General features: G+C 56.1%; 24 protein-coding genes and 2 pseudogenes. 16 read left to right on the forward strand and 10 right to left on the reverse strand.

Going from position 1 to position 25,714, the window contains the following annotated elements:
- Window positions 1–3 precede the first annotated feature (3 nt).
- The 4 genes from ACZ1GM_RS09215 to ACZ1GM_RS09230 form a co-directional block, all read right to left on the reverse strand.
- A protein-coding gene (locus ACZ1GM_RS09215) for an IS3 family transposase (RefSeq protein WP_472676197.1) occupies window positions 4–1,355 on the reverse strand; the annotation gives its coding sequence in 2 pieces (ribosomal slippage) (window positions 4–1,019 and window positions 1,019–1,355; 1,353 coding nt in all).
- 39 nt (window positions 1,356–1,394) lie between these two features.
- Window positions 1,395–1,706, reverse strand: coding sequence for an integrase arm-type DNA-binding domain-containing protein (locus ACZ1GM_RS09220; RefSeq protein ID WP_472676198.1), 312 nt, complete (start codon window positions 1,704–1,706; stop codon window positions 1,395–1,397).
- 231 nt (window positions 1,707–1,937) lie between these two features.
- Window positions 1,938–3,257 carry a hypothetical protein gene (locus ACZ1GM_RS09225; protein ID WP_472676199.1) on the reverse strand — a complete coding sequence of 440 codons (1,320 nt, stop codon included), beginning with the start codon at window positions 3,255–3,257 and terminating at the stop codon, window positions 1,938–1,940.
- Between the two features lie 129 nt (window positions 3,258–3,386).
- On the reverse strand, window positions 3,387–5,342 hold the full coding sequence (locus ACZ1GM_RS09230) for a putative bifunctional diguanylate cyclase/phosphodiesterase (protein WP_472676200.1): 1,956 nt from the start codon (window positions 5,340–5,342) through the stop codon (window positions 3,387–3,389).
- Window positions 5,343–5,459: 117 nt separating this feature from the next.
- On the opposite strand from ACZ1GM_RS09230, the gene ribB reads away from it, so the two are divergent.
- Genes ribB through ACZ1GM_RS09245 form a run of 3 tightly spaced genes read left to right on the forward strand, consistent with a single transcriptional unit; the run spans window position 5,460 to window position 7,708 of the window.
- Complete coding sequence (gene ribB / locus ACZ1GM_RS09235; protein WP_472676201.1) at window positions 5,460–6,704, forward strand: 3,4-dihydroxy-2-butanone-4-phosphate synthase; 1,245 nt, start codon at window positions 5,460–5,462, stop codon at window positions 6,702–6,704.
- 20 nt (window positions 6,705–6,724) lie between these two features.
- Window positions 6,725–7,147 (forward strand): 6,7-dimethyl-8-ribityllumazine synthase, encoded by a 423-nt coding sequence (ribH, locus tag ACZ1GM_RS09240; RefSeq protein WP_472676202.1) that lies wholly within the window; start codon window positions 6,725–6,727, stop codon window positions 7,145–7,147.
- Window positions 7,148–7,150: 3 nt separating this feature from the next.
- Window positions 7,151–7,708, forward strand: a complete 558-nt coding sequence (locus tag ACZ1GM_RS09245) for a class I SAM-dependent methyltransferase (RefSeq protein WP_472676203.1) — start codon at window positions 7,151–7,153, stop codon at window positions 7,706–7,708.
- A 218-nt stretch (window positions 7,709–7,926) separates the two neighbouring features.
- Here ACZ1GM_RS09245 and eno read toward each other — a convergent pair whose 3' ends face one another.
- Window positions 7,927–9,201: a phosphopyruvate hydratase gene (gene eno, locus ACZ1GM_RS09250; protein WP_472676204.1), complete on the reverse strand. Its 1,275-nt coding sequence runs from the start codon at window positions 9,199–9,201 to the stop codon at window positions 7,927–7,929.
- Window positions 9,202–9,273: 72 nt separating this feature from the next.
- Here eno and ACZ1GM_RS09255 point away from each other — a divergent pair, with 72 nt between their 5' ends.
- From ACZ1GM_RS09255 to ACZ1GM_RS09285, 7 genes are all read left to right on the forward strand, one after another.
- The gene (locus ACZ1GM_RS09255) at window positions 9,274–9,558 is read left to right on the forward strand and encodes a hypothetical protein (RefSeq protein WP_472676205.1); all 285 of its coding nucleotides are present in this window, start codon (window positions 9,274–9,276) and stop codon (window positions 9,556–9,558) included.
- Window positions 9,506–9,997, forward strand: a complete 492-nt coding sequence (locus tag ACZ1GM_RS09260) for a hypothetical protein (protein WP_472676206.1) — start codon at window positions 9,506–9,508, stop codon at window positions 9,995–9,997. The genes ACZ1GM_RS09255 and ACZ1GM_RS09260 overlap by 53 nt, the downstream gene beginning before the upstream one ends.
- 24 nt (window positions 9,998–10,021) lie before the next feature.
- A complete protein-coding gene (locus ACZ1GM_RS09265; RefSeq protein ID WP_472676207.1) occupies window positions 10,022–10,480 on the forward strand; it encodes a phage holin family protein in 459 nt (152 codons plus the stop codon).
- On the forward strand, window positions 10,477–10,869 hold the full coding sequence (locus tag ACZ1GM_RS09270) for a hypothetical protein (RefSeq protein WP_472676208.1): 393 nt from the start codon (window positions 10,477–10,479) through the stop codon (window positions 10,867–10,869). Before ACZ1GM_RS09265 ends, ACZ1GM_RS09270 begins: the two co-directional genes overlap by 4 nt.
- The gene (locus ACZ1GM_RS09275; RefSeq protein WP_472676209.1) at window positions 10,862–11,461 is read left to right on the forward strand and encodes a hypothetical protein; all 600 of its coding nucleotides are present in this window, start codon (window positions 10,862–10,864) and stop codon (window positions 11,459–11,461) included. Before ACZ1GM_RS09270 ends, ACZ1GM_RS09275 begins: the two co-directional genes overlap by 8 nt.
- A gap of 117 nt (window positions 11,462–11,578) precedes the next feature.
- Window positions 11,579–11,809 carry a DUF4170 domain-containing protein gene (locus ACZ1GM_RS09280; RefSeq protein WP_472676210.1) on the forward strand — a complete coding sequence of 77 codons (231 nt, stop codon included), beginning with the start codon at window positions 11,579–11,581 and terminating at the stop codon, window positions 11,807–11,809.
- A 19-nt stretch (window positions 11,810–11,828) separates the two neighbouring features.
- Entirely contained in the window at window positions 11,829–12,326 is a 498-nt protein-coding gene (locus ACZ1GM_RS09285) for a GNAT family N-acetyltransferase (RefSeq protein WP_472676211.1), read from the forward strand.
- 12 nt (window positions 12,327–12,338) lie between these two features.
- Here the strand turns inward: ACZ1GM_RS09285 and greA are convergent, their stop codons facing one another.
- From greA to carA, 4 genes and pseudogenes are all read right to left on the reverse strand, one after another.
- Window positions 12,339–12,806: a transcription elongation factor GreA gene (greA, locus tag ACZ1GM_RS09290; RefSeq protein WP_472676212.1), complete on the reverse strand. Its 468-nt coding sequence runs from the start codon at window positions 12,804–12,806 to the stop codon at window positions 12,339–12,341.
- 99 nt (window positions 12,807–12,905) lie between these two features.
- Window positions 12,906–16,242: pseudogene (carB, locus tag ACZ1GM_RS09295) on the reverse strand (carbamoyl-phosphate synthase large subunit).
- Window positions 16,242–16,844, reverse strand: a complete 603-nt coding sequence (locus ACZ1GM_RS09300; RefSeq protein ID WP_472676213.1) for a carbamoyl-phosphate synthase large subunit — start codon at window positions 16,842–16,844, stop codon at window positions 16,242–16,244. The pseudogene carB and the gene ACZ1GM_RS09300 overlap by 1 nt, the downstream one beginning before the upstream one ends.
- A 387-nt stretch (window positions 16,845–17,231) precedes the next feature.
- Window positions 17,232–18,413 (reverse strand): glutamine-hydrolyzing carbamoyl-phosphate synthase small subunit, encoded by a 1,182-nt coding sequence (carA, locus tag ACZ1GM_RS09305; RefSeq protein WP_472676214.1) that lies wholly within the window; start codon window positions 18,411–18,413, stop codon window positions 17,232–17,234.
- A 152-nt stretch (window positions 18,414–18,565) separates the two neighbouring features.
- Between carA and ACZ1GM_RS09310 the strand changes: the two genes are divergently transcribed.
- The 6 genes and pseudogenes from ACZ1GM_RS09310 to ACZ1GM_RS09335 all read left to right on the forward strand — a co-directional run bounded on the left by ACZ1GM_RS09310 (window position 18,566) and on the right by ACZ1GM_RS09335 (window position 24,398).
- Window positions 18,566–19,021: a GatB/YqeY domain-containing protein gene (locus ACZ1GM_RS09310; RefSeq protein ID WP_472676215.1), complete on the forward strand. Its 456-nt coding sequence runs from the start codon at window positions 18,566–18,568 to the stop codon at window positions 19,019–19,021.
- Window positions 19,018–19,377: a hypothetical protein gene (locus ACZ1GM_RS09315; RefSeq protein ID WP_472676216.1), complete on the forward strand. Its 360-nt coding sequence runs from the start codon at window positions 19,018–19,020 to the stop codon at window positions 19,375–19,377. Before ACZ1GM_RS09310 ends, ACZ1GM_RS09315 begins: the two co-directional genes overlap by 4 nt.
- The gene (locus ACZ1GM_RS09320; protein WP_472676217.1) at window positions 19,337–19,768 is read left to right on the forward strand and encodes a hypothetical protein; all 432 of its coding nucleotides are present in this window, start codon (window positions 19,337–19,339) and stop codon (window positions 19,766–19,768) included. Before ACZ1GM_RS09315 ends, ACZ1GM_RS09320 begins: the two co-directional genes overlap by 41 nt.
- A gap of 44 nt (window positions 19,769–19,812) precedes the next feature.
- Window positions 19,813–21,726, forward strand: coding sequence for a DNA primase (gene dnaG / locus ACZ1GM_RS09325; protein ID WP_472676218.1), 1,914 nt, complete (start codon window positions 19,813–19,815; stop codon window positions 21,724–21,726).
- A gap of 27 nt (window positions 21,727–21,753) precedes the next feature.
- Window positions 21,754–23,782 (forward strand): annotated as a pseudogene (gene rpoD / locus ACZ1GM_RS09330) (RNA polymerase sigma factor RpoD).
- A gap of 4 nt (window positions 23,783–23,786) precedes the next feature.
- Entirely contained in the window at window positions 23,787–24,398 is a 612-nt protein-coding gene (locus tag ACZ1GM_RS09335) for a DUF2059 domain-containing protein (RefSeq protein ID WP_472676219.1), read from the forward strand.
- A gap of 93 nt (window positions 24,399–24,491) precedes the next feature.
- Here the strand turns inward: ACZ1GM_RS09335 and ACZ1GM_RS09340 are convergent, their stop codons facing one another.
- Window positions 24,492–25,451 carry a DUF1521 domain-containing protein gene (locus tag ACZ1GM_RS09340; RefSeq protein ID WP_472676220.1) on the reverse strand — a complete coding sequence of 320 codons (960 nt, stop codon included), beginning with the start codon at window positions 25,449–25,451 and terminating at the stop codon, window positions 24,492–24,494.
- Between the last annotated feature and the right edge of the window lie 263 nt (window positions 25,452–25,714).

Raw genomic sequence — 25,714 nt, forward strand, 5'->3', positions numbered from 1 at the left:
AGTTTAGGCGGCTAGCTTGCGGTGAAGCAAGCGGCGATGTTTTAGCGTCTTTTGTTTGATCCTTTCTCTTCGCTTGATGATGGCTGCGGCTCTACCGAAGTAGACGTCGGCAGGTGTGACGTTGTCGAGGCTCTCGTGATAGCGCTGATGGTTGTAATGCTCGACGAACGCTTTGATTTGGTTTTCTAGATCGCCTGGCAGGAAGTAGTTCTCCAGCAGAACACGGTTCTTGAGCGTCTGATGCCAGCGCTCGATCTTGCCTTGGGTCTGCGGATGGAAGGGCGCGCTTCGCACGTGATCCATCTTCTTGGCGCTGATGTAATCAGCCAGCTCTCCAGCGATGTAACAGGGACCGTTGTCCGATAGCAGGCGCGGCTTATGCAGCACATTGGCATGGCTACAGTCTGAAGCAGTAAGAGCCATATCGAGGGTCTCAGTGACGTCTTCGGCTCGCATGGTGGTGCACAGCTTCCAGCTGATGATGTAGCGCGAGTAATCATCGAGCACGGTGGAGAGGTACATCCAGCCCCACCCGATGATCTTGAAGTAGGTGAAGTCCGTCTGCCACATCTCGTTCGGTCGCATGGTTTGCGTGTGGAACTGGTCTGCCGCCTTGATCACCGTGTAAGCAGGACTGGTGATCAGATCATGAGCCCTCAGAAGTCGGTAAACGGTCGCTTCAGAGACGAAGTAGCGCTTCTCATCAGTGAAGCGCACCGCAAGTTCACGCGGACTGAGCTCGCTATGCTCCAGCGCCATATCAACGATCTGGTCCTGCACTTCGGGCGCAATGCGGTTCCATACCCTGCTTGGCGTTGAGGGACGATCCTTGAGCGCCTCAGGCCCGCCTTCTAGGTAGCGGTCATACCAGCGGTAGAAGGTCCGCCGCGCCACGCCGAGCTGATCCAGCGTGCGCTTGGCAGGCAGATGTGACTGCTCGACCAGCTTGATGATCTCCAGCTTCTCAGATGCAGGGTATCTCATGCGTCGTCTCCCCCAAGCCCGGTCATGCTTTTTTTGAGCAACCGGTTCTCCAGGGTCAGATCAGCAACACACTCCTTCAGATCACGCGCCTCATTACGCAGATCCTTCACCTCATCCGTGGTCGCAGCACGGGCTGTATCGCCAGCAAGACGGCGTTTACCCGCTTCCATGAATTCCTTCGACCAGGTGTAATACAGGCTTTGCGCGATCCCTTCACGGCGGCACAGCTCAGCAATGCTATCATCGCCGCGCAGACCTTCCAATACGATCCTGATCTTGTCTTCGGCTGAGAAGTGCCGCCGCGTCCGACGGCGGATGTCCTTCACAACCTGCTCCGCAGGTTGCTTCGACTTCGACTTTTTGGTTCTCATCTTCGTTCCTTCGTCACTACGACGAGAACCAAAACTCTCCTAAACTTCAACCGCTAATCTGTGCCATAGGTGCTGACGGGGAACACGTGCCTCAGTAACATCCATAGAGGGCCACGAGCCCAATTTTATTCGAGTTCTCTTTCCATTGCTCAATCGGCAATTCAGCACCCAGTTTGCAGAACGCTTCCCTGCGCGTATCCTGAGGCCTGGTTCTTGACTGTCACTGAGTTCGATTTGCTTTTCCGAGCGACGCGCTTGAACGAGCAGTGCCTCTATTCCTCGTTTTGAAATCGGTTTTTGCAGGCGCACAGCAACAAACTCCGGCTGAATTAGGCTCCATATAGGCTCCACCAGAACGAGAATTTCGCTGATCTCAATAGATCAGCCATGCCTCAGTTCGGACAGGACCTTCTGATCTTTATCATTGTATATCAGAGTGTTGATGGATGCAAATTAGGCGATATCGAACTTCTTTGGACAAGTTTGAACACGTTCCAAATGTGACTCTTAATCAGCGGGTCCTAGGTTCGAACCCTAGTGCGTCCACCAAACATATCCAAAGATCGATGCAGAACCCTCGGGTTACTCGTCAAAATCACGCAGGTTCAGTGCCTTGCGCAGCTGATCTATCGCCACTTTGGAAGCGTCATTCTCTTGCGCGTCCCAATAGTCACAGTGTTGAAACCGAAGCCCGCGATTGGGTAGTCTGGTGTCGCGCACTCCGGCCCCCAAATGGCGCGCGACCGCGCCTGAAATGGGATCGCCAAGGATCAATCGACGTGCCGGAAAGTAGAGGTTGGACCAGACCGTGGGCGCGAAGGGAGCACCGTGATGCGGGACGCGTGCTTTGCCCCCGCGCGGGTAGCTGAATTGCTTCACGTCCTTTGCCCAATACTCATATACGGGCGGGCAAGTCGGATACTCACGGCGATCTTTCCGCCTCTCAAAATCCTCTTGATCCATGGCCAGCAACAAATCCGCTTTACCCAGAGGTGACCCGAGCGTGACCAGATCACTTACCAACCAAAGCGGCTCGTCCTGTCTTGCCAATTCACGCCGATAGTCGCGCTGCGCATTTCGGAACGCGACACGCTCTGTCTCGCCATCTCCGACAGCGTCAATCACATCCGCACCCGCAGCTTCGAGCATATCGAGCTTGTCCATCAGAGCTGAACCTTCTGCGTGCTGAAGACGCTTTTCCTCACCAGTAGTCGCCGACCATGCGTGCGTAAGAATGTCGTACGCAATGACTGAGCCGAGGCTGTGCCCAACCAGAACGATACGGTCATATTGCCCTGACGCATGCAACCTTTTGAGTAGTGCGACACCGTTCTCTCGGATCTGCTGACGAGCGGCGATATTGTCTGGGTCAGCTCTTAGATAGCGGGCAGCGTCACCGACCTTTGGCACCAGCAGATTGGTGATTACGCCGCCAAGCAAGGTGATGACAGAACCGGCCAAAGCCATGGCTCCCGCGCCCACATCATTACTTAACGCCCACCAAACATATCCCGCCAATGCAACCAAAGCGAGCGCCCAACCGAATGCCCAATAGCCAAAATAACCCGGTGGTATGCTCCAGGGCGTCCTGAAGAACAGGCCGAACAGCCAGCGCTTGATCCCGCCAAGCGTGTTGCCCGTCATCATGTGAGCCCAATAATATTCGTAGAAGTCGAACCTTCTATCGCTATCGCCCCGGATTGACCGCGTGGTCACCCGGCGAAGCTCGTAATTTTCACCGGTACGCTCTGGCTTTGAATAAACGACCTTTTGATACGGATCGACGAGATCAGGATCGTTCAGCCAGGCTGCGTCCAAGAAGCTCCATAAAGTCGCCATAGGTTGTTGTTCGCCAATCCCATGGATCACGATAACCGCGGTCTTTTTTGAGTTGGAACTCATCAAGCGCTCTCCAATACTTTCAGACCATGCCTGAAAAGTGCGTTAGCGAGCCCGGTTGTCGTTTGAATTCGAAGTTATGGCAATGACGCATCGGCGGTCAAGGCCAGCCCCAGCCATAAGCAGCCACATTCAATGCTGAACCGCCAGGGGCGTTTCTTCCGCAGTGTTATCAAACAGCTGATCAGCGGTCACTGGCCGCCCTGTCAGAAAGCCCTGAACAATATCGGCGCCAGCCCGCTTGGCCATTAGCATGCCGACCTCGTTCTCAACCCCTTCGAGCACGCATTCAACGCCTAAAGTGTGAGCCATGCCGACCAGCGATTGCAGTATCTTTCCTGTCATCGGATCGGCGAGGTTCTCCATAAAAGAACGATCGACCTTCAGTTTCTGAATCGGAAGCGCACGCAGATAGCTAAAATTGGAATAGCCCGTGCCGAAATCATCAATCGCCACCGAACATCCCAAAGCGCTGAGCTTCTTGATGTGCTCCCTCGCCCGCTGCTCGTCAGTGAGCATCGCAGATTCGGTCACCTCGAACTCAATCATCGCCGGGTCAATACCGCTCTGTTTCAACTCATCTATGATGTTCCGCATGGTCTGCGTAGACGCCAAATCATTCGCCGAAAGATTGATCGAAAGCGGTACGGGATTTTCCCACAATTTGATTGTCTCAATTGCTTTGCGAACCACCGTGACCGAGATGTCGGCGATCAGGCCAGCCTCCTCTGCCACCTTGACGAAACGCGTAGGGCTGACAGAGCCAAGCGACGGGCTTTCCCACCGCGCGAGCGCCTCAGCGCGCACCATCTTGCCGGACCCCAAATCAACTTGGGGCTGAAAGACCAGAGATATCTCCCGTTCCAGATCGGCTTCTCGAAGAGCGACTTCCACGCGGTGGCGCTCAGCCTCTGCGATTGCGTGGTCCGCGTCAAAAAAGATAACCCGATTCTTGCCGCTCTTCTTCGCGCTTAACAGGGCAAAATCCGCCTTCCTCATGAAGTCGGATTCCTTCTCATCAGTACCCAACTGATAACATCCGATGGAGCCGGAAACTTGCACCAAGCGGCCATCGATCATGTATGTTTTCGCGATCTTCTTGAGTAAATCCTCGCACCATTCGCGCGGGTCGTGATCTATCATTTCGCGTTCAAAGATGATGCTGAACTCATCCCCGCCCATACGACTGACATGGGCGCGACCTCCACAATAGTTGCGCAGCCGAAATGCAACTGCTTTCAAGAGCTCATCGCCTGTAAGATGCCCAAAGGTATCGTTAATCGTCTTGAAGCCATCCAGGTCCAGCAGGGCGAGCCAAAGCTCACTCTCCTCTTTCTGTTCAGACAGCGATTTTTCCAAAGCCACATAGAATGCGCGGCGGTTCGCCAATCCAGTGAGTGTGTCCGAAAGCGAACGCTTGCGCAGCGTTTCACCCAGCGACTTCTCGCCTTCGAGATTCGCTTCTGCCCTACCACGCTCTTCGTCGGCAAGCTCTCGCGCAGCGATTGCTTTTTCAATAATGCGGCGAAGTACTGTCGCAATCGTGAGGGCTGACATAGCTGCAGCGAAACCCAGGGACCCAAATGTTGTTTGAGTGCCCATTTCGACATCCCACAGAAACGCGATCATCGCTGTGTAACCACAAGCAATCGATATCAAAGCTTGTCGCAGCGTTAGACTGGTCAAGGCATAAATGATGATCGTCATCAGGAAGTATGTCAGCCGAACCTCGCTGAAAATGAGGGTGAGGCCCAAAATGACGTTCCCCAGCAAGATCATGTTTGCCGTGAACGTAGCAATCTCCAGATGGATCACGGCACGCGGTGATCTGACCCAAAGAAACAGCGAGAAAAGCGCTACTGCACTAAAAATGTGCGCGAAGACCCAAGTGTAGACTAACGGGCCATCGACCGTGATTAAGTCCACAAAGGACATTATGAGATAATAGCTCGCGGTCGCGCCAAAGTACCCTCGCAGTATCGGCAGATACTCCAAAGCCAAACTGGTTTCTGACTTCGTTGTCAGTGACAGAACCGTCGCCCCCAAACCCGCCGATCGCGCGGAATTGTGCGAGCGACCATCAATCATTGAAAAGCGTTAGTGTACATTCACTTAGGCTTTATTAACGCATCAATCGGCGAACCATGCGCATCAAAATGTGAACAATATCCTAGACATCACATTTCAATGTGATATTGTGCACGCATGAGTACATTGGACAAAGTTCGCGGCATTATCGCTGGTGGCAAGATGACCAAGGCGGGATTGGCGCGCGCTGCCGGATTACACGCCAACACACTTCGCGATTGTGACGATGACAGCTGGAACCCCACTGCCGATACTCTCAGCAAGCTGGAGCAGTTTCTCGACGCGAATGATGATCGCCCCGCCCTTGTACCGATAGAAGAGATCATCAACGAGGCGCGCAATGGCCGCATGTACATTCTTGTCGACGATGAGGATCGCGAGAATGAAGGCGACCTGATTATCCCGGCACAAATGGCGACGCCTGACGCCATCAACTTCATGGCGACGCATGGTCGCGGCCTCATCTGCCTATCGCTGGATCGCAAGCGGGTCGAACATCTCGGCCTGCAACCGATGACACGCGATAACAAGGAAAGCATGCAAACCGCTTTCACGATCTCGATTGAGGCGAAGGAAGGCGTAACGACTGGCATCAGTGCCGCTGACCGCGCGCGCACTGTTTCCGTGGCCATTGACGCGACGAAAGGCCCTGCGGACATCGTGATGCCCGGGCACGTATTCCCCCTCACTGCGCGCGACGGTGGCGTACTCGTGCGGGCGGGTCATACAGAGGCGGCGGTCGACATTTCGCGCCTCGCTGGCCTCAATCCTTCCGGTGTGATCTGCGAGATCATGAATGAGGATGGCACCATGGCCCGCCTCGACGATCTTATCGGGTTTGCTCGCAAGCATGACCTGAAAATTGGCACAATCCGCGATCTGATCGAATATCGCATGCGCCACGATCACTTGGTCCAGCGCGCTGATGAACGATCTTTCGAATCTGACTATGGTGGGCAGTGGCGCCTGATCACTTACAAGAACTCGGTCGACGGCAGCGAGAGCTATGTGCTGCAAAAGGGGCATGTGGTGCCCGGCGACGCCACCCTCACCCGTGTCCATCCCATTTCGATCTTTGACGATCTGTTGGGTCAGCCGGGGCCACGCAAGCGTACATTACAACGCGCAATGGAAGTTGTTGGCGAACATGGTTCGGGTGTCATTGTGCTGATCACCGGGCGTCCCGCCGCGCCGGAAAGCTACAGCGATGACGACGAAGTTCGCAATGTCGGCATCGGATCACAGATCCTGGCTGATCTGGGTGTAGAGGACATGATCCTGCTCAGCAATTCACAACCACAGTTGGTGGCGATTGGCGGCTATGGCCTCAATATCGTCGACCACAAGCCCATCCCGCAATAGCCCAGTCCCGGAGTACAATAATGGCCAAATTTCTGATCGTTGAAGCGCGCTTTTACGACCACCTCAACGATATGCTGATCGCCGGTGCTCACGCGGCTCTGGAGGCTGCCGGGCACGAGGCCGAGGTTCTCACTGTGCCCGGTGCGCTGGAGATTCCGGGCGCGATTTCGATGGCGGTCGAAGGCGGCGAGTATGATGGTTTTGTCGCGATTGGCGTTGTCATCCGCGGCGAAACCTATCACTTTGAGATTGTTGCTGGCGAAAGTGCACGTGGGATCATGGCGCTGACCATGGATGGCATCGCGATTGGCAATGGTATCATCACCGTCGAAAACGAGGCTCAGGCCCTCGCCCGCGCCGACGCCGCACAAAAGGATAAAGGCGGCGAAGCGGCCAAAGCTGCGCTGGCGCTGTTTGAATTGGGTCGGCGGTTTGGGGGTTAACTTGTGTCGGCAAAGTACGACCGAATTGGCCTAAACTATGGGGAATTGCGCAAGCCCGACCCGCGGATCGAGAGTGCCATTCTGGCTGCGCTCGGCGATGCAAAAACAGTTGTCAATATCGGTGCTGGAACCGGATCGTACGAACCGAGTGAATTGGCGGTAACTGCGGTCGAGCCATCAGCAGAAATGATCGCCAAGCGCTCGGAGAAAGCTGCGCCTGTGATCCGGGCCCACACAGAGAATCTACCCTTCGACGACAATACATTCGATGCAGCCATGGCCGTTCTTACAATCCATCACTGGTCCGATAAGGTGCGAGGTCTTCAGGAAATGCGGCGCGTATCACGAGAGCGCGTCGTACTTTTGACTTTCGATCCCGTAAGTCGCCCATGGCTTACGGACTACTTGCCTGAGCTTGCGAGCTTGATGAGGAGCAAATGCCGGCCATGTCGGAGTATGAGGAGATTTTGGGTCAAGTCTCGATTATGCCGATGCCTGTCTCTCACGATTGTACCGACGGGTTTCTTTACGCCTATTGGCGACGCCCAGAAGCTTATCTAGACGACCGCATACGCTCTGGCATTTCGTCTTTTTGGGAACTACCTTCAGTCACAACTGGGTTGGCGCGTCTCAAAGCAGATCTAGACAGCGGTTATTGGGCAAAGCGATATGCGCACTTACTTGAACAGGAACATTATGACGCAGGTTACCGGCTCATAACTGCTCAATGACGGGGTCTGGAGAACAACTACTTCGAAAAGCGTCGAAGGTCCTCGCCCTTACCCAAAGCACGCAGCCCCCGCATATTTCGCGCTGGCGCCCAGCTCTTCCTCAATACGGATGAGCTGGTTGTATTTCGCCAAGCGGTCTGAACGCGCGAGCGAACCCGTCTTGATCTGCCCGCAATTTGTCGCCACCGCGAGGTCTGCGATCGTCGCGTCTTCCGTCTCGCCGGAACGGTGGCTCATAACACTGGTATAGCCCGCGCGGTGCGCAATATCGACCGCCTCCAGCGTCTCGCTGAGCGTGCCGATCTGATTGACCTTCACCAGCAACGAATTGGCCAGCCCATCGGCGATACCTTGCGACAGCCGCACAGGGTTGGTCACGAACAGGTCATCACCGACCAACTGCACGCGGTCGCCGATCAAGTCTGTCAGCGCCTTCCAACCGGCAAAATCGTCTTCATCCATCCCGTCCTCAATCGAACGGATGGGGTAGTCATCGCACAGCTTGGCGAGATAGGCGGCCATTTCTTCACCGGAGAGCGACAGGTTCTCGCCCGAAATCTCGTATTTGCCATCCTTGTGGAATTCGGTCGCCGCGCAGTCGAGCGCCAACGCGACCTGCTCGCCCGGTGTAAACCCCGCTTCCTCGATCGACGCCATAATGAAATCCAGTGCATCGCGTGTGCTGGCAAGGTCTGGTGCAAAACCGCCTTCGTCACCAACAGCCGTTGCCAGCCCCTTTGCATGCAGTTTCTTCTTCAGCGTATGGAATATCTCCGAGCCCCAACGCACCGCCTCTGCCAGGCTATCCGCGCCTACCGGCATCACCATAAATTCCTGAATATCAATCGGGTTATCAGCATGTTCGCCGCCATTGATGATATTCATCATCGGTACGGGCAGGACATGACCCGAGACACCGCCAACATAGGAATAGAGCGGCAGACCACGCGCATTCGCCGCGGCTTTTGCGACAGCAAGACTGACACCCAATATCGAGTTTGCGCCCAGGCGCGCCTTGTTCGGCGTGCCATCAAGCTCAATCATCGCATGATCAATGTCCCGCTGATCCTCGGCATCGAGGCCCAGCAACGCATCGCTCAGCTCTCCATTGACCGCATCAACTGCTTTCAAAACACCTTTGCCGAGATACCGCGTTGTGTCGCCATCGCGCAGTTCAACCGCTTCATACGCCCCGGTCGAGGCACCCGATGGCACGGCGGCACGGCCAAAACTGCCGTCCTCCAGCAAAACATCAACTTCCACCGTGGGGTTGCCCCGGCTATCAAGAATCTCGCGGCCATGCAGGTCAATAATAGCGGTCATTTGGAACCAAAACTCCGATGAAGTGTTGTAATACTGTAAGACACCCCTAAATCTAAGGGGCAAATGCGCTCTATGCGCGGGACCTTATTGGCGCAAGGTGCGTTTCATACAGGTACGACACATCTTTTTCAGTCGCTCAAAGCAGCGATTTTGACAGTTCAGGAGGATCATCATGGCCGAGATGAAAGGCACAGCCAAAAAGACGGCAACGACAAAACCGCGCAAGACGTCCACGAAAAAGCCCGCTGCAAAGAAGATAGCAGCAAAAAAATCTACCGCCGCCAAGACAAAGGAGACCGTAACCGTGAGCAACAAATCCCCATCAGAAGCCCGTACCGAAGCAAAATCACGGTTTAACGCCGCGCTAGAAGAGGCGAAGGCCGGTGCCGCTGCCCTGAAAGAAGAGGGCAAAGGCCGCGCAGTGGCCTATCGCGAGCAGGCCAAGGGCCGCAGCGAAGATTGGGTCGAAGACGCCAAAGCCTATGGTGAAGATGCGAAAGTCAAGGGCAAGGAACTCGCCACTGAAGGTAAGGACCAGGCAAGCAAGGGCCTGCGCAGTCTGAGCGAAGCAGTGGCTGACAACGCGCACTATGTCGACGAACAGCTCGGCGCGAAATATGGCGATTATGCCCGTAGCGCGTCGAAATCGCTGGCAACGACAGCGGATAAGCTGGATCAGAAATCAGTTGATGATCTCGGCGATGATGCACGCGAGTTTGTCCGCAAGAGCCCTGGCCTCGCCGTAGGGATCGCAGCGGTTGCAGGTTTCATGCTTTCGCGCCTATTCCGTCGTTAAACGGCTTTACATAAAGGGGTAGGCATGCGCGAAGACGATGAAAGACCAGAGCAGGAACCGCCTGTTCTGGATGATTTGTCTGAGGAAGCAGGAGCAGCGGATGATGCCGTTCCTATTGAGCCGCGCCAACGCCCCTCGCTCAGTGACGATGTAAAGGCACTGTTTGAGGACGGTAAGACTTACGCTGAAGCTGAGCTTACCTTTCAGAAGAGCCGGGCAGCATTTGCGGGCAATCGCGCAAAACATGTAGCTATTTACGCGATATTCGCGCTTGGCTTTCTCCATCTGGCTATCATTGTTTTGGTTGTCGGCACCGTGTTTGCGTTGGGCCAAGTGATCAATCCGTGGCTGGCGACACTTGTGGTGTTTCTGGTTCTCGTTCTGTGTATCGGAATCCTGGGGCTAATGATCCGCAGCAAAGCTAAAGATATCGTTTGGGCGTTCGGGAAAGATTCAGACAAGTCGGGCGATGAGAGCGCATGACTGACCTTCGCGCACAGTTGATAGAAGATCGCCATTTGCGAGACTCTGCGCGTGTTCTGATCGAAGCAAGCGTGGACAATGTGAAGTCGGACTTCTCCGGCGCTGGTTTGGCTGAACGCGCTAAAGACCGCCTGACTGACGGCGCAGCAGAGGTTTATGACGAAGCAGTCAATGTCGCGGCGGACAATAAGGGCGCCTTGGCGGCGATCGTGGCCGCTCTGGTGATATGGTTTGCGCGAAATCCGCTGAGCGAGTTGCTGGGCGGCTTGCTCAATGACCAAGACAGCAATCGCGAAAACCAGGCGACGCCGTCACACGATGGCAAAGACGAGACGCTAGAGAGCCCCGCAGAAAGCAAAAAGGATGAAAGTGAGCCAGACGATGAGTGATGACCAAAACCTCGTGACCACGCTTGACGAAGCGCATTTGGACCCAGACTTTGTCGATACTGAATTGGCGGATACGGCTGCGTACACCGATGCTCCCTTGAACCCTCGCGATAAGCTGCGCCAACGAATAGAGGCTGGGAAGCAACGTCTGGCTGAGCGCGATCTGGCAAATGCAGCGAAAGAAGCGGCAGATAGCGCTGTCGCCTTTACTAAGAAGCATCCTTTGGCAGTCGTCGCTGGTGCGATTGGCATTGGTGTGGTGATCGGCGCAATGACCCGTCCGGGGCGGAGCGTGGCAAAAACCGCCGGGAAGCGGACTAGCGCATGGGCCGTCTTAGCGACCGAAGCTGCTTTGTCGTTTGGTCTGGATTTGCTCGAACGCGCAGAAGAGAACGCAGCCAAGGCGAAACAGAAGAGCGCCGATGCACTGGAGAATATCGGCGATAGTGTCAGTTCGAGCGCACGTGACCTCAGGCGTGAGGCGGCCTATCAGGCTGATGCTGCGACCGACGCGGTGAAGACTGCATCGCGCAAAGCGTCTCGTAAAACATCTCGAACCGTGCGGGATCTTCGCTCAAAGCTGCGCGGTTAAAACCCAATACGCCGTTGGATTGCGCACGCGCCGGGCTTGCCTGTCGCGCGCGTTTCTTTATGTGCGCGCAATAGATCGGGCCTTGCCCAATCCTCTCCTGAGCAGAAAGTGACTCATATGGAAGAAACAGAAATCAAACAGGCACTCTACCTCGTCATGGGTGGACGCGTGAAAGACCCACGCAATATCGAATTCCAAGACCCGGAAAGCATTCACGTTGCGGGCGTGTATTCGGACTATGACACGGCAGAGGATGCTTGGCGCGGCAATGCCCAGCGAACCGTCGACGATGCCGAAATGAAGTATGTGATCGTTCACCTGCATAAGCTGCTCGAACCCAGCACCTGATAACGCCTACGGCTGTGCGATGGAATACATTCTGCGGCCATACCGCGACGATGATGCGGACGCTCTAAGCGCGATTTGTCACGCCGCTATCGCAGAGATAGGGCCTCGCGCATATACGGACGAGCAAGTCGCGGCATGGCTCGCGCGTCACCCAGGCCCGGATCGCTACCGCGAAAGGGTGGCAGATGGAGCAACTGTTTATCTTGCCGCTGCCGAGGATGACCGCGCGGTCGCTTATTCCCTGTTGGAGCCCGACGGTCACCTGGACCATCTCTACTGCCACCCGCGCCACACGCGCATGGGGCTCGCCGAGAAAGTCTTGTCCGCTGCGGAGACGGACGCGCGACGACGCGATATCCAGAGCCTCTACACAGAAGCTAGCGAGCTGGCGCGTCCTGCGTTCGAACGAGGCGGCTACAGTGTCATTCGCCGACGAGACTTTACGATTCCCTACCAAGGCCGCAACGTTGCCATTCACAATTATGCGATGGTCAAATCGCTTAGCGTCCAAGCTTAAGAAGCCCTGGCCCTAGATAAATTCGACCTTCTGGATGAGGTAGAATTTGTCGCCCGACGGCACGGTCACCTCAATCTCTTCGTCAACCTGCTTGCCAATCAGCGCACGACCAATCGGCGAGTTGTACGAGATCCGGCCCGCATTGGCGTCTGCTTCCGTCTGACCGACGATCTGATACTTGATCGGCTTGTCGTCTTCATCCAGCAGCGTGACAGTCGCGCCGAATACCACTTTATCTCCAGACAGAGTCGTTGGATCAATAATCTGGGCACGGCTGACCTTGTCCTCGATCTCAGCGATCTGTGCTTCGACCTGGCCCTGACGCTCTTTAGCTGCGTGGTATTCCGCGTTTTCCGACAGATCACCATGCGCACGCGCCTCCTCGATCGCATCGACGATCTTTGGTCGCTCTTCCCGCAGTATTTTCAAATCAGCTGTCAGCGTTTCGTAGCCTTCAGCGAGCATCGGTACCTTTTCCATGAGACTCCTTATCCTTTTGTCTCAAGCCCTTACGGGACAATTCTAGAGCCTGCCGCGTTGACCGCCGCACCGTCTGAACAATTTGTCCGGGAGGGAAATCTAATTAATTCTTGCGCTATAATAGTCCTGCAATGACCGTACTTCAAGTTCGTTCGGCGAAACTTCCGCAATTGCACGGGAAGACGCCAGCGAAGCGGCGGCCGTCGTATAGTAGGGAACCTTCTTTTCCAGCGCCGTCGCACGGATCGATTTTGAGTCGATGAGCGACTGCCAACCTTCGGTGGTGTTGAACACCAGATCCACCTCGCCATCAATGATAGCATCTACGACGTGCGGACGCCCCTCGGCCACTTTGTTAACTCGTTCGACGTTCAGCCCCTGCTCGCTCAGATAACTTTGCGTTCCGCCGGTTGCGATGATCGTAAAACCCTGATCCAGCAGTGTTTTTACGGCGGGAACGATCACTGGCTTATCGCTATTTTTAACTGAGACAAACACCGTTCCTTCACGCGGCAACTGCATGCCCGCCCCCATTTGCGACTTTAGGAACGCGGCAGGAAAATCATCATCGATACCCATGACTTCCCCGGTACTTTTCATCTCAGGTGTCAGTACAGGGTCTGAGCCAGGGAAGCGCGCAAACGGGAAAACCGCCTCTTTCACAGCCATATGGTCGGGACGGATATCAAATGGCTCAAACGTAGTGAGGCTCTCGCCAGCCATCACACGGCTAGCGATCTTAGCAATTGGGCGACCGATCGCCTTGGCGACAAATGGCACTGTCCGACTCGCGCGAGGATTGACCTCGATCAGATACACCTCACCGTCTTTTACGGCGAATTGCACATTCATCAGCCCGCGCACGTCGAGAGCGAGTGCAAGCTCTCGCGCCTGCCGTTCCATCTCAGCAACAATCTCGTCAGGCAGGCTGTAAGGCGGTATTGTGCAGGCGCTGTCGCCTGAATGCACGCCGGCCTCTTCAATATGCTGCATCACACCAGCAATGCGGACCTCCGTGCCATCGCTGACGACATCAACGTCGCATTCGATTGCATCGCGCAGATATTGATCGACCAAAACTGGGCTGTCGCCGGAGACGTTCACAGCGGTGTTAATGTAGTCATCGAGCTGCGCCTCGCTATCCACAATCTCCATCGCCCGTCCGCCCAGCACATAAGATGGCCGCAACAGCACCGGATAGCCAATATGTGCAGCGACCGCAGCGGCTTCATCGCGGCTTTTCGCGATGCCATTGTCTGGCTGTTTGAGTTTGAGTTCGTTGACCAGCTTGGCAAAACGCTCGCGGTCTTCAGCAAGGTCAATCGCGTCAGGGGATGTACCCAGGATCGGAATCCCCTCGCGCTCCAGCGCAGCGGCCAGCTTAAGCGGAGTCTGTCCGCCGAACTGCACAATTACACCGACCAACTCGCCGCCTGATTGCTCTACCCGCAAGATCTCGAGAACATCTTCTTCCGTCAGCGGCTCGAAATAGAGCCGGTCTGACGTGTCATAATCGGTCGAAACTGTTTCAGGGTTGCAGTTGACCATGATGGTCTCAAATCCGGCTTCGCGCAGCGCATAGCAGGCGTGGACGCAGCAATAGTCAAACTCGATCCCCTGCCCAATGCGGTTCGGGCCACCACCCAGAATAACGATCTTTCTGGCATCTGACGGGCCAGCCTCATCCTCCGGCTCACCAAAGCTAGGGGCCTCATAGGTCGAGTACATATACGGCGTGATCGCCTCAAACTCTAGCCGCGCAGCTATCAATACGCTTGAACACCGGTTGCACACCCAGCTTTGCGCGCAATTCGCGCACTTCCTCTTCGCTGGTGGCGCCCGCCATTGCCTGCAGCGCATCGTGGAGCAGGCCAGAGCGCCGTGCCTGAGTCTCGCCCATACCGCCCGCGACGCCGACTGAACGGACCGCAAGCGTGGCCAGACGCTTGTCGGAAAAGCCCATGGCCTTGAGCTTGCGCAAATCGGCCGCGTTGTTGGGCAGCCCGTCCGCACTGACCTGCGTTTCAGCCGCAATAATCGCCTCGATCTGGCGCAGGAACCATGGGTCGAAACCTGTGATCGGTTGCAATTCTTCGACGCTCATCCCCTCGCGGAAGGCCTGGGCGATCTTGAGGATACGGTCCGGCGTCCGCTGCGAAAGTTCCGCTGTTAGCTTATCGCGACTGACACCTTCGAGCGAGACCACGCGGTTGAACCCGTCCAGCCCCGTTTCCAACCCGCGCAGCGCCTTTTGCATCGATTCCGCAAAGCACCTGCCGATCGCCATCACCTCGCCGACAGACTTCATAGCGGTCGATAGCTGCGCCTCTGCACCCTTGAACTTCTCAAAGGCAAAGCGCGGGATTTTGGTCACAACATAATCGATTGTCGGTTCAAAGCTGGCCGGGGTCGCGCCCGTGATTTCGTTCTGAATCTCGTCGAGCGTAAAGCCAACCGCCAGTTTTGCCGCGACCCGCGCGATCGGGAATCCGGTTGCCTTGGATGCCAGCGCCGAGGAGCGCGACACGCGCGGGTTCATCTCGATCACGATCAGGCGGCCATCCTTGGGATTGACCGCGAATTGCACATTCGAACCGCCTGTTTCGACGCCGATTTCGCGCAGCACATTCAGCGATGCCGTACGCATGATCTGATATTCTTTGTCCGTCAGGGTCAGCGCAGGCGCGACCGTGATGCTGTCGCCCGTATGCACGCCCATCGGGTCGACATTCTCAATCGAGCAGATGATGATGCAATTGTCCTTTTTGTCGCGGACAACCTCCATCTCATACTCTTTCCAGCCGAGCAGGGATTCCTCGATCAGCACTTCGGTGGTTGGGCTCGCATCCAAACCCTCACGCACAATCCGCTCAAATTCCGCCTTGTTATAGGCGATGCCGCCGCCTGTGCCCCCAAGCGTAAAGCTGGGACGGATGATGGCGGGCAAGCCGGTGCGCTCCAGCACGGCCACTGCCTCATCAACGCTATGCGCAATGCCGCTACGGGCGCTTTCCAGCCCAATCTTGTCCATCGCATTGCGGAACAGCTGGCGATCCTCTGCCTTATCGATCGCCTTGGCATCGGCGCCAATCATCTGGACGCCGTACTGTTCAAGCACGCCCATTTTCTCAAGGCTCAGCGCGCAATTTAGAGCAGTCTGCCCGCCCATCGTCGGCAGCAACGCATCGGGCCGCTCTTTCTCGATAACCTTTGCGACGATTTCCGGCGTGATCGGCTCGACATAGGTAGCGTCCGCCGTCTCCGGATCGGTCATGATCGTGGCCGGGTTGGAGTTCACGAGGATGACCCGATACCCCTCCTCTTTCAGAGCCTTAATAGCCTGAGTGCCCGAATAATCGAACTCGCACGCCTGACCGATAATGATCGGGCCAGCGCCAATGACGAGGATGGAGGAAATGTCTGTACGTTTAGGCATCAGGCGGATGGCCCCTCATTGGGTTCGAAAGCGAAGCGGATGACGGTGTGGCGGTTTACGTATGCGAGCCAGTCGGGCTTGCCGGGTTTGTCGCGATAGATGAATGTGCAGTTGCGACGGATATCGATCAGGCGATCACCATCGCGCACGGCGATGAAGGTGAGGACGAAATTCTCGCGCTCGCCCTTGCGGCGGCCGATGATATGCAGTTCGCGCTTGGCATCGGAATAGTCGCGCTGGCGGTCTTGCTCGCGCAGGCCATCGCGCTTGCGTTGTTTCTCGACTGATTTGTGGCGCGCATCGAGGTCAAAGGCTTCCTCAGTGAATTCGGTTGCGTCCGCTGCGACCGAGCAGTCCATGCGCCCCGCAACGGGAGCGTCGGTATCCTCGCGGAACAGGACGGGTCGCCAGAATTTGACCACGGGAATGCCGGCTTCTGAGCCTTCGAGCGTAAGGCCACCATCGCCCTGAAACGCAACGCCCTCGACCAGCTCAACACCGGGCCAATTGGCGTATGGGTCGGAATCGGTGGGGGATTGGGCGGACGCCGGAACGGTTGCCAAAAGCAAGAGTGGCCTCACGATTTCAATCGCTGCCATCATTTTGCTCCGACCTAAAGCCGTCAAAAATCCAGCGCGCTAAAATTAGCAGTCCAACAATTGAGAACAACGGCGCCATATATAAAATGGGTGCTATGATGACGTTGAATACCGGAACGCATGTCTTATACCCATCCAATCGCCAGCCACCTGACACCATGGTCGCTGGTTCTTGAGAAACTGTACCGGGAAAACACAGTACCGTCTCCCCTGACCAAATGGTAACAGGATTTAGGAAAGCAACGAACAAGCCGAACAGGCCTGCAATGATCGTGAGCGCCGACCAAAGTCGATACCACCCATTTGATCGAGGCAACCATCTAAACGCTCGATCTACAGCAAGTCTCCAGTATATTAAGCCAATCGGCATGTCTTTCGCCGAGTTTGTACTCACCCCAACATCCCCACAAACTTCTCAAACAGGTAGAAGCTGTCCTGCGGGCCGGGTGATGCCTCAGGGTGGTACTGCACGCCGAAGGCTTTCTTGCCCGTAATCGCGATGCCGCAATTGCTGCCATCGAACAGGCTGACATGTGTCTGCTCTACGCCATCGGGCAGGCTGTCGCCATCCACCGCAAAGCCGTGATTCATACTGGTGATCTCAACCAGCGTCTCGGTATCACCCCAGCCGCCGCCTACACGCTGCACCGGGTGGTTTGCGCCGCGATGCCCCTGATGCATCTTTACCGTCTTTGCGCCCGCAGCGAGCGCCAGCATCTGATGCCCCAGACATATGCCGAACAGCGGAATATCCCGCTCCAGCAGTCCCTTAATCACCGGCACTGCATATGCGCCCGTCGCCGCGGGATCACCCGGCCCGTTTGACAGGAACACTCCGTCGGGCTCCAGCGCCAGCACATCTTCCAACGAGGTTTTGCCCGGCACCACGGTTACCTTAGCCCCGGCCTTGACCAGATTGCGGAAGATATTGTCCTTCGCGCCAAAATCCATCGCCACCACGTGAGGCTTTCCAGACCAATCAGCCCGAGCATATCCCTTGCTCAGCGTCCATTCGCCGCCGCCCCAATCCTCGCGAGCCTCGCGGGTCACACCAGGAACCAAATCAAGCCCCTCCAGCCCGGGCCAGCTTTGCGCCTTTCCCAGCAACGCATCGAGATCGAATTTGCCGACCGCGTTATGCGCGATCACCGCATTGGGCGCGCCAGATTGGCGGATGCGGCGCGTCAACGCCCGCGTATCGACGCCAGCAAGGCCGATCTTGCCATTCGCCTTCATCCAATCGGTATATTCCGCCTCGCTGCGGAAATTGCTCTGCGGCGTCACATCCTCACGCACCACGCAACCAACCGCGCCGTGTCCGGCGCTCTCCACGTCCTCTGCATTCGTGCCGACATTGCCAATATGCGGGAATGTGAAAGTGACGATCTGGCTGTCATAGCTCGGATCAGTCATTACTTCCTGATACCCGGTCATGGAGGTGTTGAAGCATACCTCACCCACCGCATCACCCTCTGCGCCAAAGCCCCGCCCCCAAACAACCGTTCCATCGGCCAGAACGAGGACTCCTGTCGCACCATCAGGTTGCGCAGGACGAAAGGCAGCAGAAGCCATTTGGGGCTCTCCGAGTCAGGGGTTTCCAGCAATGTCGCTAAGCGGTGTTCGCTAAGGTGCGCCTGCCCGTACGTCAACCGCAACACTTGGCTTTCCGGCAAGCAGTTCTATGTGAGAGACAACAATTCCACAGATTAATGCGAAAGAACGCCATGACGATCCGCGAAACAGTCCAGAAAGAAACCGTCGCAGCGATGAAAGGCGGCGATAAAGAGCGCACCGCGACGCTCCGCCTGATCGGCGCGAAGATCAAGGATCGCGATATTGAACTGCGTACTTCGGACAAGAAGCCCGAGGATGACGAAATGGTCACCGGCGTTTTACAAAAAATGGCGAAGCAGCGGCGCGAATCGATAACCATGTATGTTGACGGTGGCCGGGACGAACTGGCCGCCAAGGAACAGGCCGAGCTGACGGTCATCGAGGAATTCCTGCCGCAGATGATGGATGAGGCGCAAACACGCGCGGCAATTGAGAACGTCAAATTAACCTTAAGCGCTGATTCCATTAAGGATATGGGTCGTGTGATGGGGGAACTAAAGACACGACACGGCGCTGTACTGGATATGAGCAAAGCCAGTGCATTGGTGAAAGAGAGCCTATCATGAATATCCGTACCCCCTTTATTTTTGCTGCCATGCCATTGGCGTTGGCGGCGTGTTCCGACAGCGACAGCACCGGAGACGCCGTGACCGATCTGGAGGACCCGCAAACAGTCAGCGAAGAACGCGCCGTCGCGCTGGCTCTGGAGGCTGGCGATTTTATGGATCTTAAACTGGGCGCCAAGGTTGTTGGACCACAGGGGCCAGAAGTGGAGTCCAGATTGACCAACGCCGAGGGCGCGTTTGCGGATATCCGGTCCTACGTCGCCTGCCCAGCTGGCATGGACCCCTGCATTCCGGTACGAAGCGCCTGTTGGCACCGTGTTCACCTATGTCCACGTCGTTTATCCGGGCGAGGATAATGATGCCAGCACCGGATCAGGTGAAGGAGCGGATTCGTCTGACATTGAGCGCGCAACGGCATTCAAACTGACTCAGCCTGCACACGGTTTCACAGGCGGTGTCGGCTATGCAAAATTGGAGGCACTTGCCGCAATCGGCGAGAAGGCTGACATTTTTATCACCTGCGTTGATGATGGTATCGAATGGAGCGTCGAGGCCGGTGACGGCGGCGACCAATGGGAGCAATCCGAGCCGATGACCTTCTATTGGCAATCGCTGATCCCGCCAGCTGGCCCCGCGACCGCCTATGCAATTGATGCAAATTATGCCGAGGCCACCGGTTCCGGACCATATCCTGCTGCGGACGGCGATATTCCCAATGCTTGTGCACAGCCCTCCACAACCGGCTGACGACATCGCTTGAACCCAGCGCCATCACCGCCCAATAAAGGTGTATGGCACTCTCACCTCAATGGCTGGATGAATTGCGGGCGCGCGTAACGCTCTCGACATTGATCGGGCGGACTGTGCGTGTGCAAAAGGCGGGCCGTGAGTTTAAAGCGTGCTGCCCCTTTCACGATGAGAAGACGCCCAGCTTCACGATCAACGACGCCAAGGGGTTCTATCACTGCTTTGGCTGCGGCGCGCATGGCGATGCTATCCGCTGGATGACAGACCATCAGGGCATGGGCTTCATGGACGCGGTCAAGGAATTGGCAGTCGAGGCCGGGATGGAGGTACCCGCGCCTGATCCCGTCGCCGCGCAGAAGGCCGAGCAGCGTGCGAGCCTGATTGATGTGACCAATGCCGCTCAGCAGTGGTTTTACGACAATCTGCGCGGGTCATCAGGTGTCGCGGCGCGCAGCTATCTCGATAGACGGGGCTTTTCGCGAGAGATCATTGAGGAATTCGGCTTTGGCTATGCCCCCGCAGACCGCCAAGCGCTGAAATCCGCCCTCGCCAATTTCGATGAAGACATGCGCATCGAGGCTGGGATGCGCATAACGGTTGAGGGTAAGGAGCCGTATGATCGGTTCCGAGACCGGCTGATGCTGCCGATACAGGATGCGCGGGGCCGCGTGATCGGCTTCGGTGGGCGCATTCTTGATGCTGAGGCCAACCCCAATGCGCCGAAATATCTGAACTCCCCCGACACGCCGCTGTTCGACAAGGGACGCACGCTCTACAATCTGCACCGCGCAGCACCCGCTGCACGCCAATCGGGGCGGATGGTGGTGGTCGAGGGCTATATGGATGTAATCGCGCTCGCCAATGCCGGAATTGGTGAGGCGGTTGCGCCCTTAGGGACCGCGCTAACCGAACAGCAAATCGAAATGCTCTGGCGCCATGTTGAACGCCCGATCCTGTGTTTCGATGGAGACAATGCCGGGCAACGAGCGGCCATGCGGGCCGTCACGCGGGCTCTACCACTGCTGCGCCCTGCCCATTCGCTCGGTATCGTCCGCCTGCCATCGGGTCTGGATCCCGATGATTTGCTAAAAGAGCGCGGGCGCGACGCCTTGGAAGCATTGCTCAATGAACCATCGAGCCTGCTCGACATGCTATGGACGGTCGAAAGCGAAGCGGCGCCTCTCAGCAGCCCGGAGGACAAGGCAGGTCTGAAAGCGCGGCTGATCGCGCACACTGACACAATCCAGGATCCTGACATTCGTGCTCTCTATCGGCGTGAATTGCTTCAGCGGTTTTCCGACTTTGCTTTTCCGCCACGTCCTCAGCGACAGTGGGGTGGATCAAATGCCAATAACGGAAACTGGAAAAAAGGCGGCTTTACAGCGCCCACCCCGCGCCTGTCACCCGAAGCGGCACGAAAGCTCCAGCAGATCACGTCGGGCGGTTCCCGAGATTCGCTGACCGCCGCGGTTTTAACCGGTCTCGCGCGCTTTCCCGACCAGATATTGCACCACGAGGATGCCCTGTCCGACTTCGCGGCACGTGACAAAAATGTCGGAAGTGTCATTGATTCGTTGATTGAGGCGGCGGAGACGCTTGATTCGCCCGCGGAAACCTCCATATCACTCCCAACAGGCCTTCCAGCCCCACCGGACCTATCCCGATACACCTTCCTTGATGAAGGCACCGACCCGGTAGATGCGCGCGAGGAATTGGCCGAAGCCGTGTCGTTGCTGGTCGAAAGGCCAGCGCTTGAGGCTGCCATTAAGGCAGCCACTGAGCGTTTTGAGCATGACCCGGAAGGTTCGATGGCTGAACAGGCCCGATTGCGTGAGCGATTGCTGGGTTTGAATGAGCGATTGAAACGCTTCGGGCGCCGAAGGGCGATCACGGATTATGACACCAATTCACCGCAAGACCGCAGCGAGAAGCTGACGGAAAGCGCACAAACCGATTAATAAGTCTAAACGGATTGACACACTTACATGGCAACTAAGTCGAAAACCGCTGATAACGAAGATGCTCCACTGATTGATCTGAACGAAGCGTCGATCAAGAAACTGATGACCAAGGGTAAGCGCAAGGGCTACATCACCTATGATGAGCTTAATGAGGCACTGCCTTCGGATCAGATGAGCCCCGACCAGATTGAGGACATTCAGACCTCGCTATCCGAAATGGGTGTTCAGATCGTCGAGAATGACGAAGAGGCAGAGGCTGAGGCGGAAAAAGAAGCCGAAGTCGAGGAAATGTCCGTCGGAGAGGACGGCAAGAAACCTGCAAGCAAAGCCGCTGCAACCCCGACCAAGAAGCTCGCGACCGGCGAACGCACCGACGACCCGGTTCGCATGTACTTGCGCGAAATGGGTGCCGTTGAGCTGCTCAGCCGTGAAGGCGAGATTGCCATCGCCAAGCGTATCGAGGCCGAGCCGTGACACGATGATCATTGGGTTGTGCCAAAGCCCGATCACGTTCCACGCGATAATCCAGTGGTCGGAAGCGCTCAATGCTGAGGAAATGCAGCTGCGCGAAATCCTCGACTTGGATGCAATGCTTTCCAAGGAGCCTCCTCCAGAGAAAATGGCGGAAGGCGAAGAAGATGATGATGACGGCGAGATTTCTGAGGAAACCGCTGGCCCGTCCATTCGTGATGATGACGATGACATGGACGATGATGACGAGGATAGCGACGAAGACGGCGAAGAGGGTTCATCAAAAGACGACGATGATGAGGAAGAAGAGGACAACACCATGTCCCTCGCGCAGATGGAAGCTGCGCTAAAACCTGATGCGCTTGAACGCTTTGAGCGGATAACAAAACTCTTCAAAGCCTTTGAGAAACTTCAACAGGAACGTGTTGAAATCATGGGGCAAGGTGGCGCATTTACCGCTGCCAAAGAGAAGAAATATGAGGACCTTTCAGAGCAGCTGACCGCTGAGGTTGAGAGCGTTCAATTCCACGCGACCAAGATCGAATTCCTGGTCGACAACCTTTATGCGTTCAACCGTCGGCTCACCGCTCTAGGGGGACAGATGCTGCGTCTCGCCGAGCGTCACAAGGTAAAGCGCAAAGACTTCCTTGAAGCCTATATCGGTCATGAACTTGACGATGCATGGCTTGGCGATCGCACCAAGAAAGACAAGAAATGGGCCGCGTTCGCTGAGAAAGAGGCTGACGCGATTGATCGTATCCGTACCGAGATCGGCGATATTGCCAGCGCAACCGGCATGTCGCTCCCCGAATTCCGCCGCATCGTGAACATGGTGCAAAAGGGTGAGCGCGAGGCACGCATCGCCAAGAAGGAAATGGTGGAAGCGAACCTACGTCTGGTGATCTCAATCGCCAAGAAATACACCAATCGCGGCCTGCAATTCCTCGATCTTATTCAAGAGGGTAATATTGGCCTGATGAAGGCGGTCGATAAGTTTGAATATCGCCGCGGTTATAAATTCAGCACTTATGCGACCTGGTGGATCAGGCAAGCAATTACGCGTTCTATCGCGGATCAGGCCCGCACCATTCGTATTCCGGTCCACATGATCGAAACGATCAACAAGCTGGTCCGTACGTCACGCCAATTCCTGCACGAGGAAGGCCGCGAACCAACACCGGAAGAGATGGCAGCGCGCCTCTCGATGCCGCTGGAGAAGGTTCGCAAGGTGATGAAAATCGCCAAGGAGCCGATCAGCCTTGAAACGCCGATTGGTGATGAGGAAGATTCGCACCTCGGTGATTTCATCGAAGATAAGAACGCGATCATCCCGGTAGATGCCGCTATTCAGGCTAACCTCAAGGAAACCGTTACCCGCGTCCTCGCCTCGCTTACCCCGCGCGAAGAGCGCGTGCTGCGCATGCGCTTTGGCATCGGCATGAACACGGACCATACGCTTGAAGAAGTCGGGCAGCAGTTCAGCGTAACGCGTGAACGTATTCGTCAGATCGAGGCGAAGGCGCTGCGCAAGCTCAAGCACCCATCGCGCTCTCGCAAAATGCGCTCATTCCTGGATCAGTAAGTCTATGACATTTCACCGGAAAGTTATCGCGGTTGCCGCTTTCGCTTCGCTGGGCACACTCAGCACGCCCGTGATCGCTCAAGACGCCGCACCACCAAAGCAAGCGACCGAAGCGATTGATCCAGAACGTCTTTCCATCGCGCAGCAGATCGTCGACCGGGGTTTTCCAGAGGAAACGCGCGAAACTGCATTCTTTGGCACTATGGATCAAATGGTTGGGCAAATGCGTGACGCGTCTTTGGCCGCTGGCGGTCTGGATGACGAAGGCGCGGTCGCAATCCTCGACGAATGGATCACCGATTACGTCGCAAACAGCAAAACCGTGCTGCGTGGCCACATTCCCCGCCTGATGGATGGACTGGCGCGCGCTTATGCCAGCACCTTCACGCAGGATGAGCTGAACGACATCCTTGCCTTCGTCTCGACCCCAAGTGGACAGCGGTTTTTTGAGCTATCGCCCGCACTGATCGCCGAGCCGAATTTTGCCGCTGCCAATCAGGCTTACATGGACGAGGTAATGGGCCAATTGCCGGAGGCGCAGGGTGAACTGCGCGACCGACTTATGGAATACTTTCAGAACAAGGCCGCGAGCGAACCGACCACGTCGGAAAGCTAAGAGGCACTTGCTGCAGAAGCGATAAAGGTCAGCGAAGCGGGTTCAGATCGCTGACCTTTATGCCCATGCCGAGTGTCTGGCCGGCACAAAGTTCTATTGAAGATCGACTCTCGGCCGGGGCACCGTCGTCACATCATCTATGACATTGCCCAGATCGCTGGCGAACCGCATAAAAGCTCCGAAAAGCAGGAAGTTGCCGTATCGTGGTAGCAGTTCCTCCAGCGACGGCATCTCGCTTCCGGGTCCATAGATTCCGCCTATGCGGGTGGCATTGAGGTCGCACTGGGTCGCAACTCTGCCGGTATGCTCTGACCGCCAGCGGGCGCCCGTAGCGTTTTCGTGGAGGACAAAGCCATCCCGGTGTGCCGCGTCGACTGCATGCCCGTTGTTTGACATGGCTATCGAGAGGTCACCAAGCTCATTCTGGCTGATCCCATCAACCACTAAGGCGTTAGAACCTTTGGTAATGACCACTTGGCTCGCGACATAGGCATTCGGGTTTCCGTTCCACTGCTCGGTGTTGATCGTAATTTTGGTACCGTTTTCGAGGGTGAAGGTCGTCGTACCCCAGAAATCGAAGGCCCGTTTGCCGTCCACATCAACATGGGGATCGCCCCAAATCCGGGTATGTTCGCCGGTATTAGCATTGAAGATCTCGATCTCACTCGATCGCTCGTTGAATTTCAGAGTGTAACCGTCTCCCAAATCAACTTCGGCGCGCCCTTCGCCCGTCGTCTTCGCGGTCCATATATCAATAGGCTCAACCGGTGTAGGAATACCAATATCCGGCGGACACGGAAAACCAATATCTGGCCGATAGCAGCCGCCATTGCCTCCGCCAAACAGACCTCCCCAAATCGAGTTCGGCGGGCAGCCAGTGAAGCAGCGCAGCATCATCAGCTCAGGCATTACCGCCGCTGCGAAGCGGTTTGCATTAAACGGATTGAAGAATTGCCCCATCACTCCGGCAGCCAGTTGCAACTGTAATCCATTGGCGATGTTTTGTGGTAACAAGAGGCTTGTGACCGCATTGTTAGCAATGGCGTTAATCATCGTATCTCACCCCTTATGGTTATACTGCCCCTGATGCTGGCGCACAGATAAGGCCATGAGAGTAGCTGTGCAGTTGTCGTGCACGCACTCTCGGTCCGACCATGTGATGAATGATTTGAGCGCCCAACACACTCTGCGATTCGTGTATCTGATCTATGCATTTTGCAGAGGCAGGCCGGTTTCCAGATACGACCAGTACCCCCGACACTTGCTTTTGTCGCAACGCAGGTGATGCATAATTGGCGATAAGCGCCTCATCAGGG

The organism is Qipengyuania sp. JB2-7 (assembly GCF_055693485.1).

Bases quoted from the DNA above. Each gene is read 5' to 3' on its own strand.
- ACZ1GM_RS09225 (WP_472676199.1), bottom strand. From the start codon at position 3,257: ATGAGTTCCAACTCAAAAAAGACCGCGGTTATCGTGATCCATGGGATT.
- ACZ1GM_RS09255 (WP_472676205.1), top strand. From the start codon at position 9,274: ATGCGCGGGACCTTATTGGCGCAAGGTGCGTTTCATACAGGTACGACA.
- ribH (WP_472676202.1), top strand. From the start codon at position 6,725: ATGGCCAAATTTCTGATCGTTGAAGCGCGCTTTTACGACCACCTCAAC.
- ACZ1GM_RS09340 (WP_472676220.1), bottom strand. From the start codon at position 25,451: ATGATTAACGCCATTGCTAACAATGCGGTCACAAGCCTCTTGTTACCA.
- ACZ1GM_RS09285 (WP_472676211.1), top strand. From the start codon at position 11,829: ATGGAATACATTCTGCGGCCATACCGCGACGATGATGCGGACGCTCTA.
- ACZ1GM_RS09265 (WP_472676207.1), top strand. From the start codon at position 10,022: ATGCGCGAAGACGATGAAAGACCAGAGCAGGAACCGCCTGTTCTGGAT.
- dnaG (WP_472676218.1), top strand. From the start codon at position 19,813: ATGGCACTCTCACCTCAATGGCTGGATGAATTGCGGGCGCGCGTAACG.
- eno (WP_472676204.1), bottom strand. From the start codon at position 9,201: ATGACCGCTATTATTGACCTGCATGGCCGCGAGATTCTTGATAGCCGG.
- ACZ1GM_RS09230 (WP_472676200.1), bottom strand. From the start codon at position 5,342: ATGATTGATGGTCGCTCGCACAATTCCGCGCGATCGGCGGGTTTGGGG.
- ACZ1GM_RS09270 (WP_472676208.1), top strand. From the start codon at position 10,477: ATGACTGACCTTCGCGCACAGTTGATAGAAGATCGCCATTTGCGAGAC.
- carA (WP_472676214.1), bottom strand. From the start codon at position 18,413: ATGGCTTCTGCTGCCTTTCGTCCTGCGCAACCTGATGGTGCGACAGGA.
- greA (WP_472676212.1), bottom strand. From the start codon at position 12,806: ATGGAAAAGGTACCGATGCTCGCTGAAGGCTACGAAACGCTGACAGCT.
- ACZ1GM_RS09315 (WP_472676216.1), top strand. From the start codon at position 19,018: ATGAATATCCGTACCCCCTTTATTTTTGCTGCCATGCCATTGGCGTTG.
- ACZ1GM_RS09275 (WP_472676209.1), top strand. From the start codon at position 10,862: ATGAGTGATGACCAAAACCTCGTGACCACGCTTGACGAAGCGCATTTG.
- ACZ1GM_RS09300 (WP_472676213.1), bottom strand. From the start codon at position 16,844: ATGATGGCAGCGATTGAAATCGTGAGGCCACTCTTGCTTTTGGCAACC.
- ACZ1GM_RS09310 (WP_472676215.1), top strand. From the start codon at position 18,566: ATGACGATCCGCGAAACAGTCCAGAAAGAAACCGTCGCAGCGATGAAA.
- ACZ1GM_RS09335 (WP_472676219.1), top strand. From the start codon at position 23,787: ATGACATTTCACCGGAAAGTTATCGCGGTTGCCGCTTTCGCTTCGCTG.
- ribB (WP_472676201.1), top strand. From the start codon at position 5,460: ATGAGTACATTGGACAAAGTTCGCGGCATTATCGCTGGTGGCAAGATG.
- ACZ1GM_RS09280 (WP_472676210.1), top strand. From the start codon at position 11,579: ATGGAAGAAACAGAAATCAAACAGGCACTCTACCTCGTCATGGGTGGA.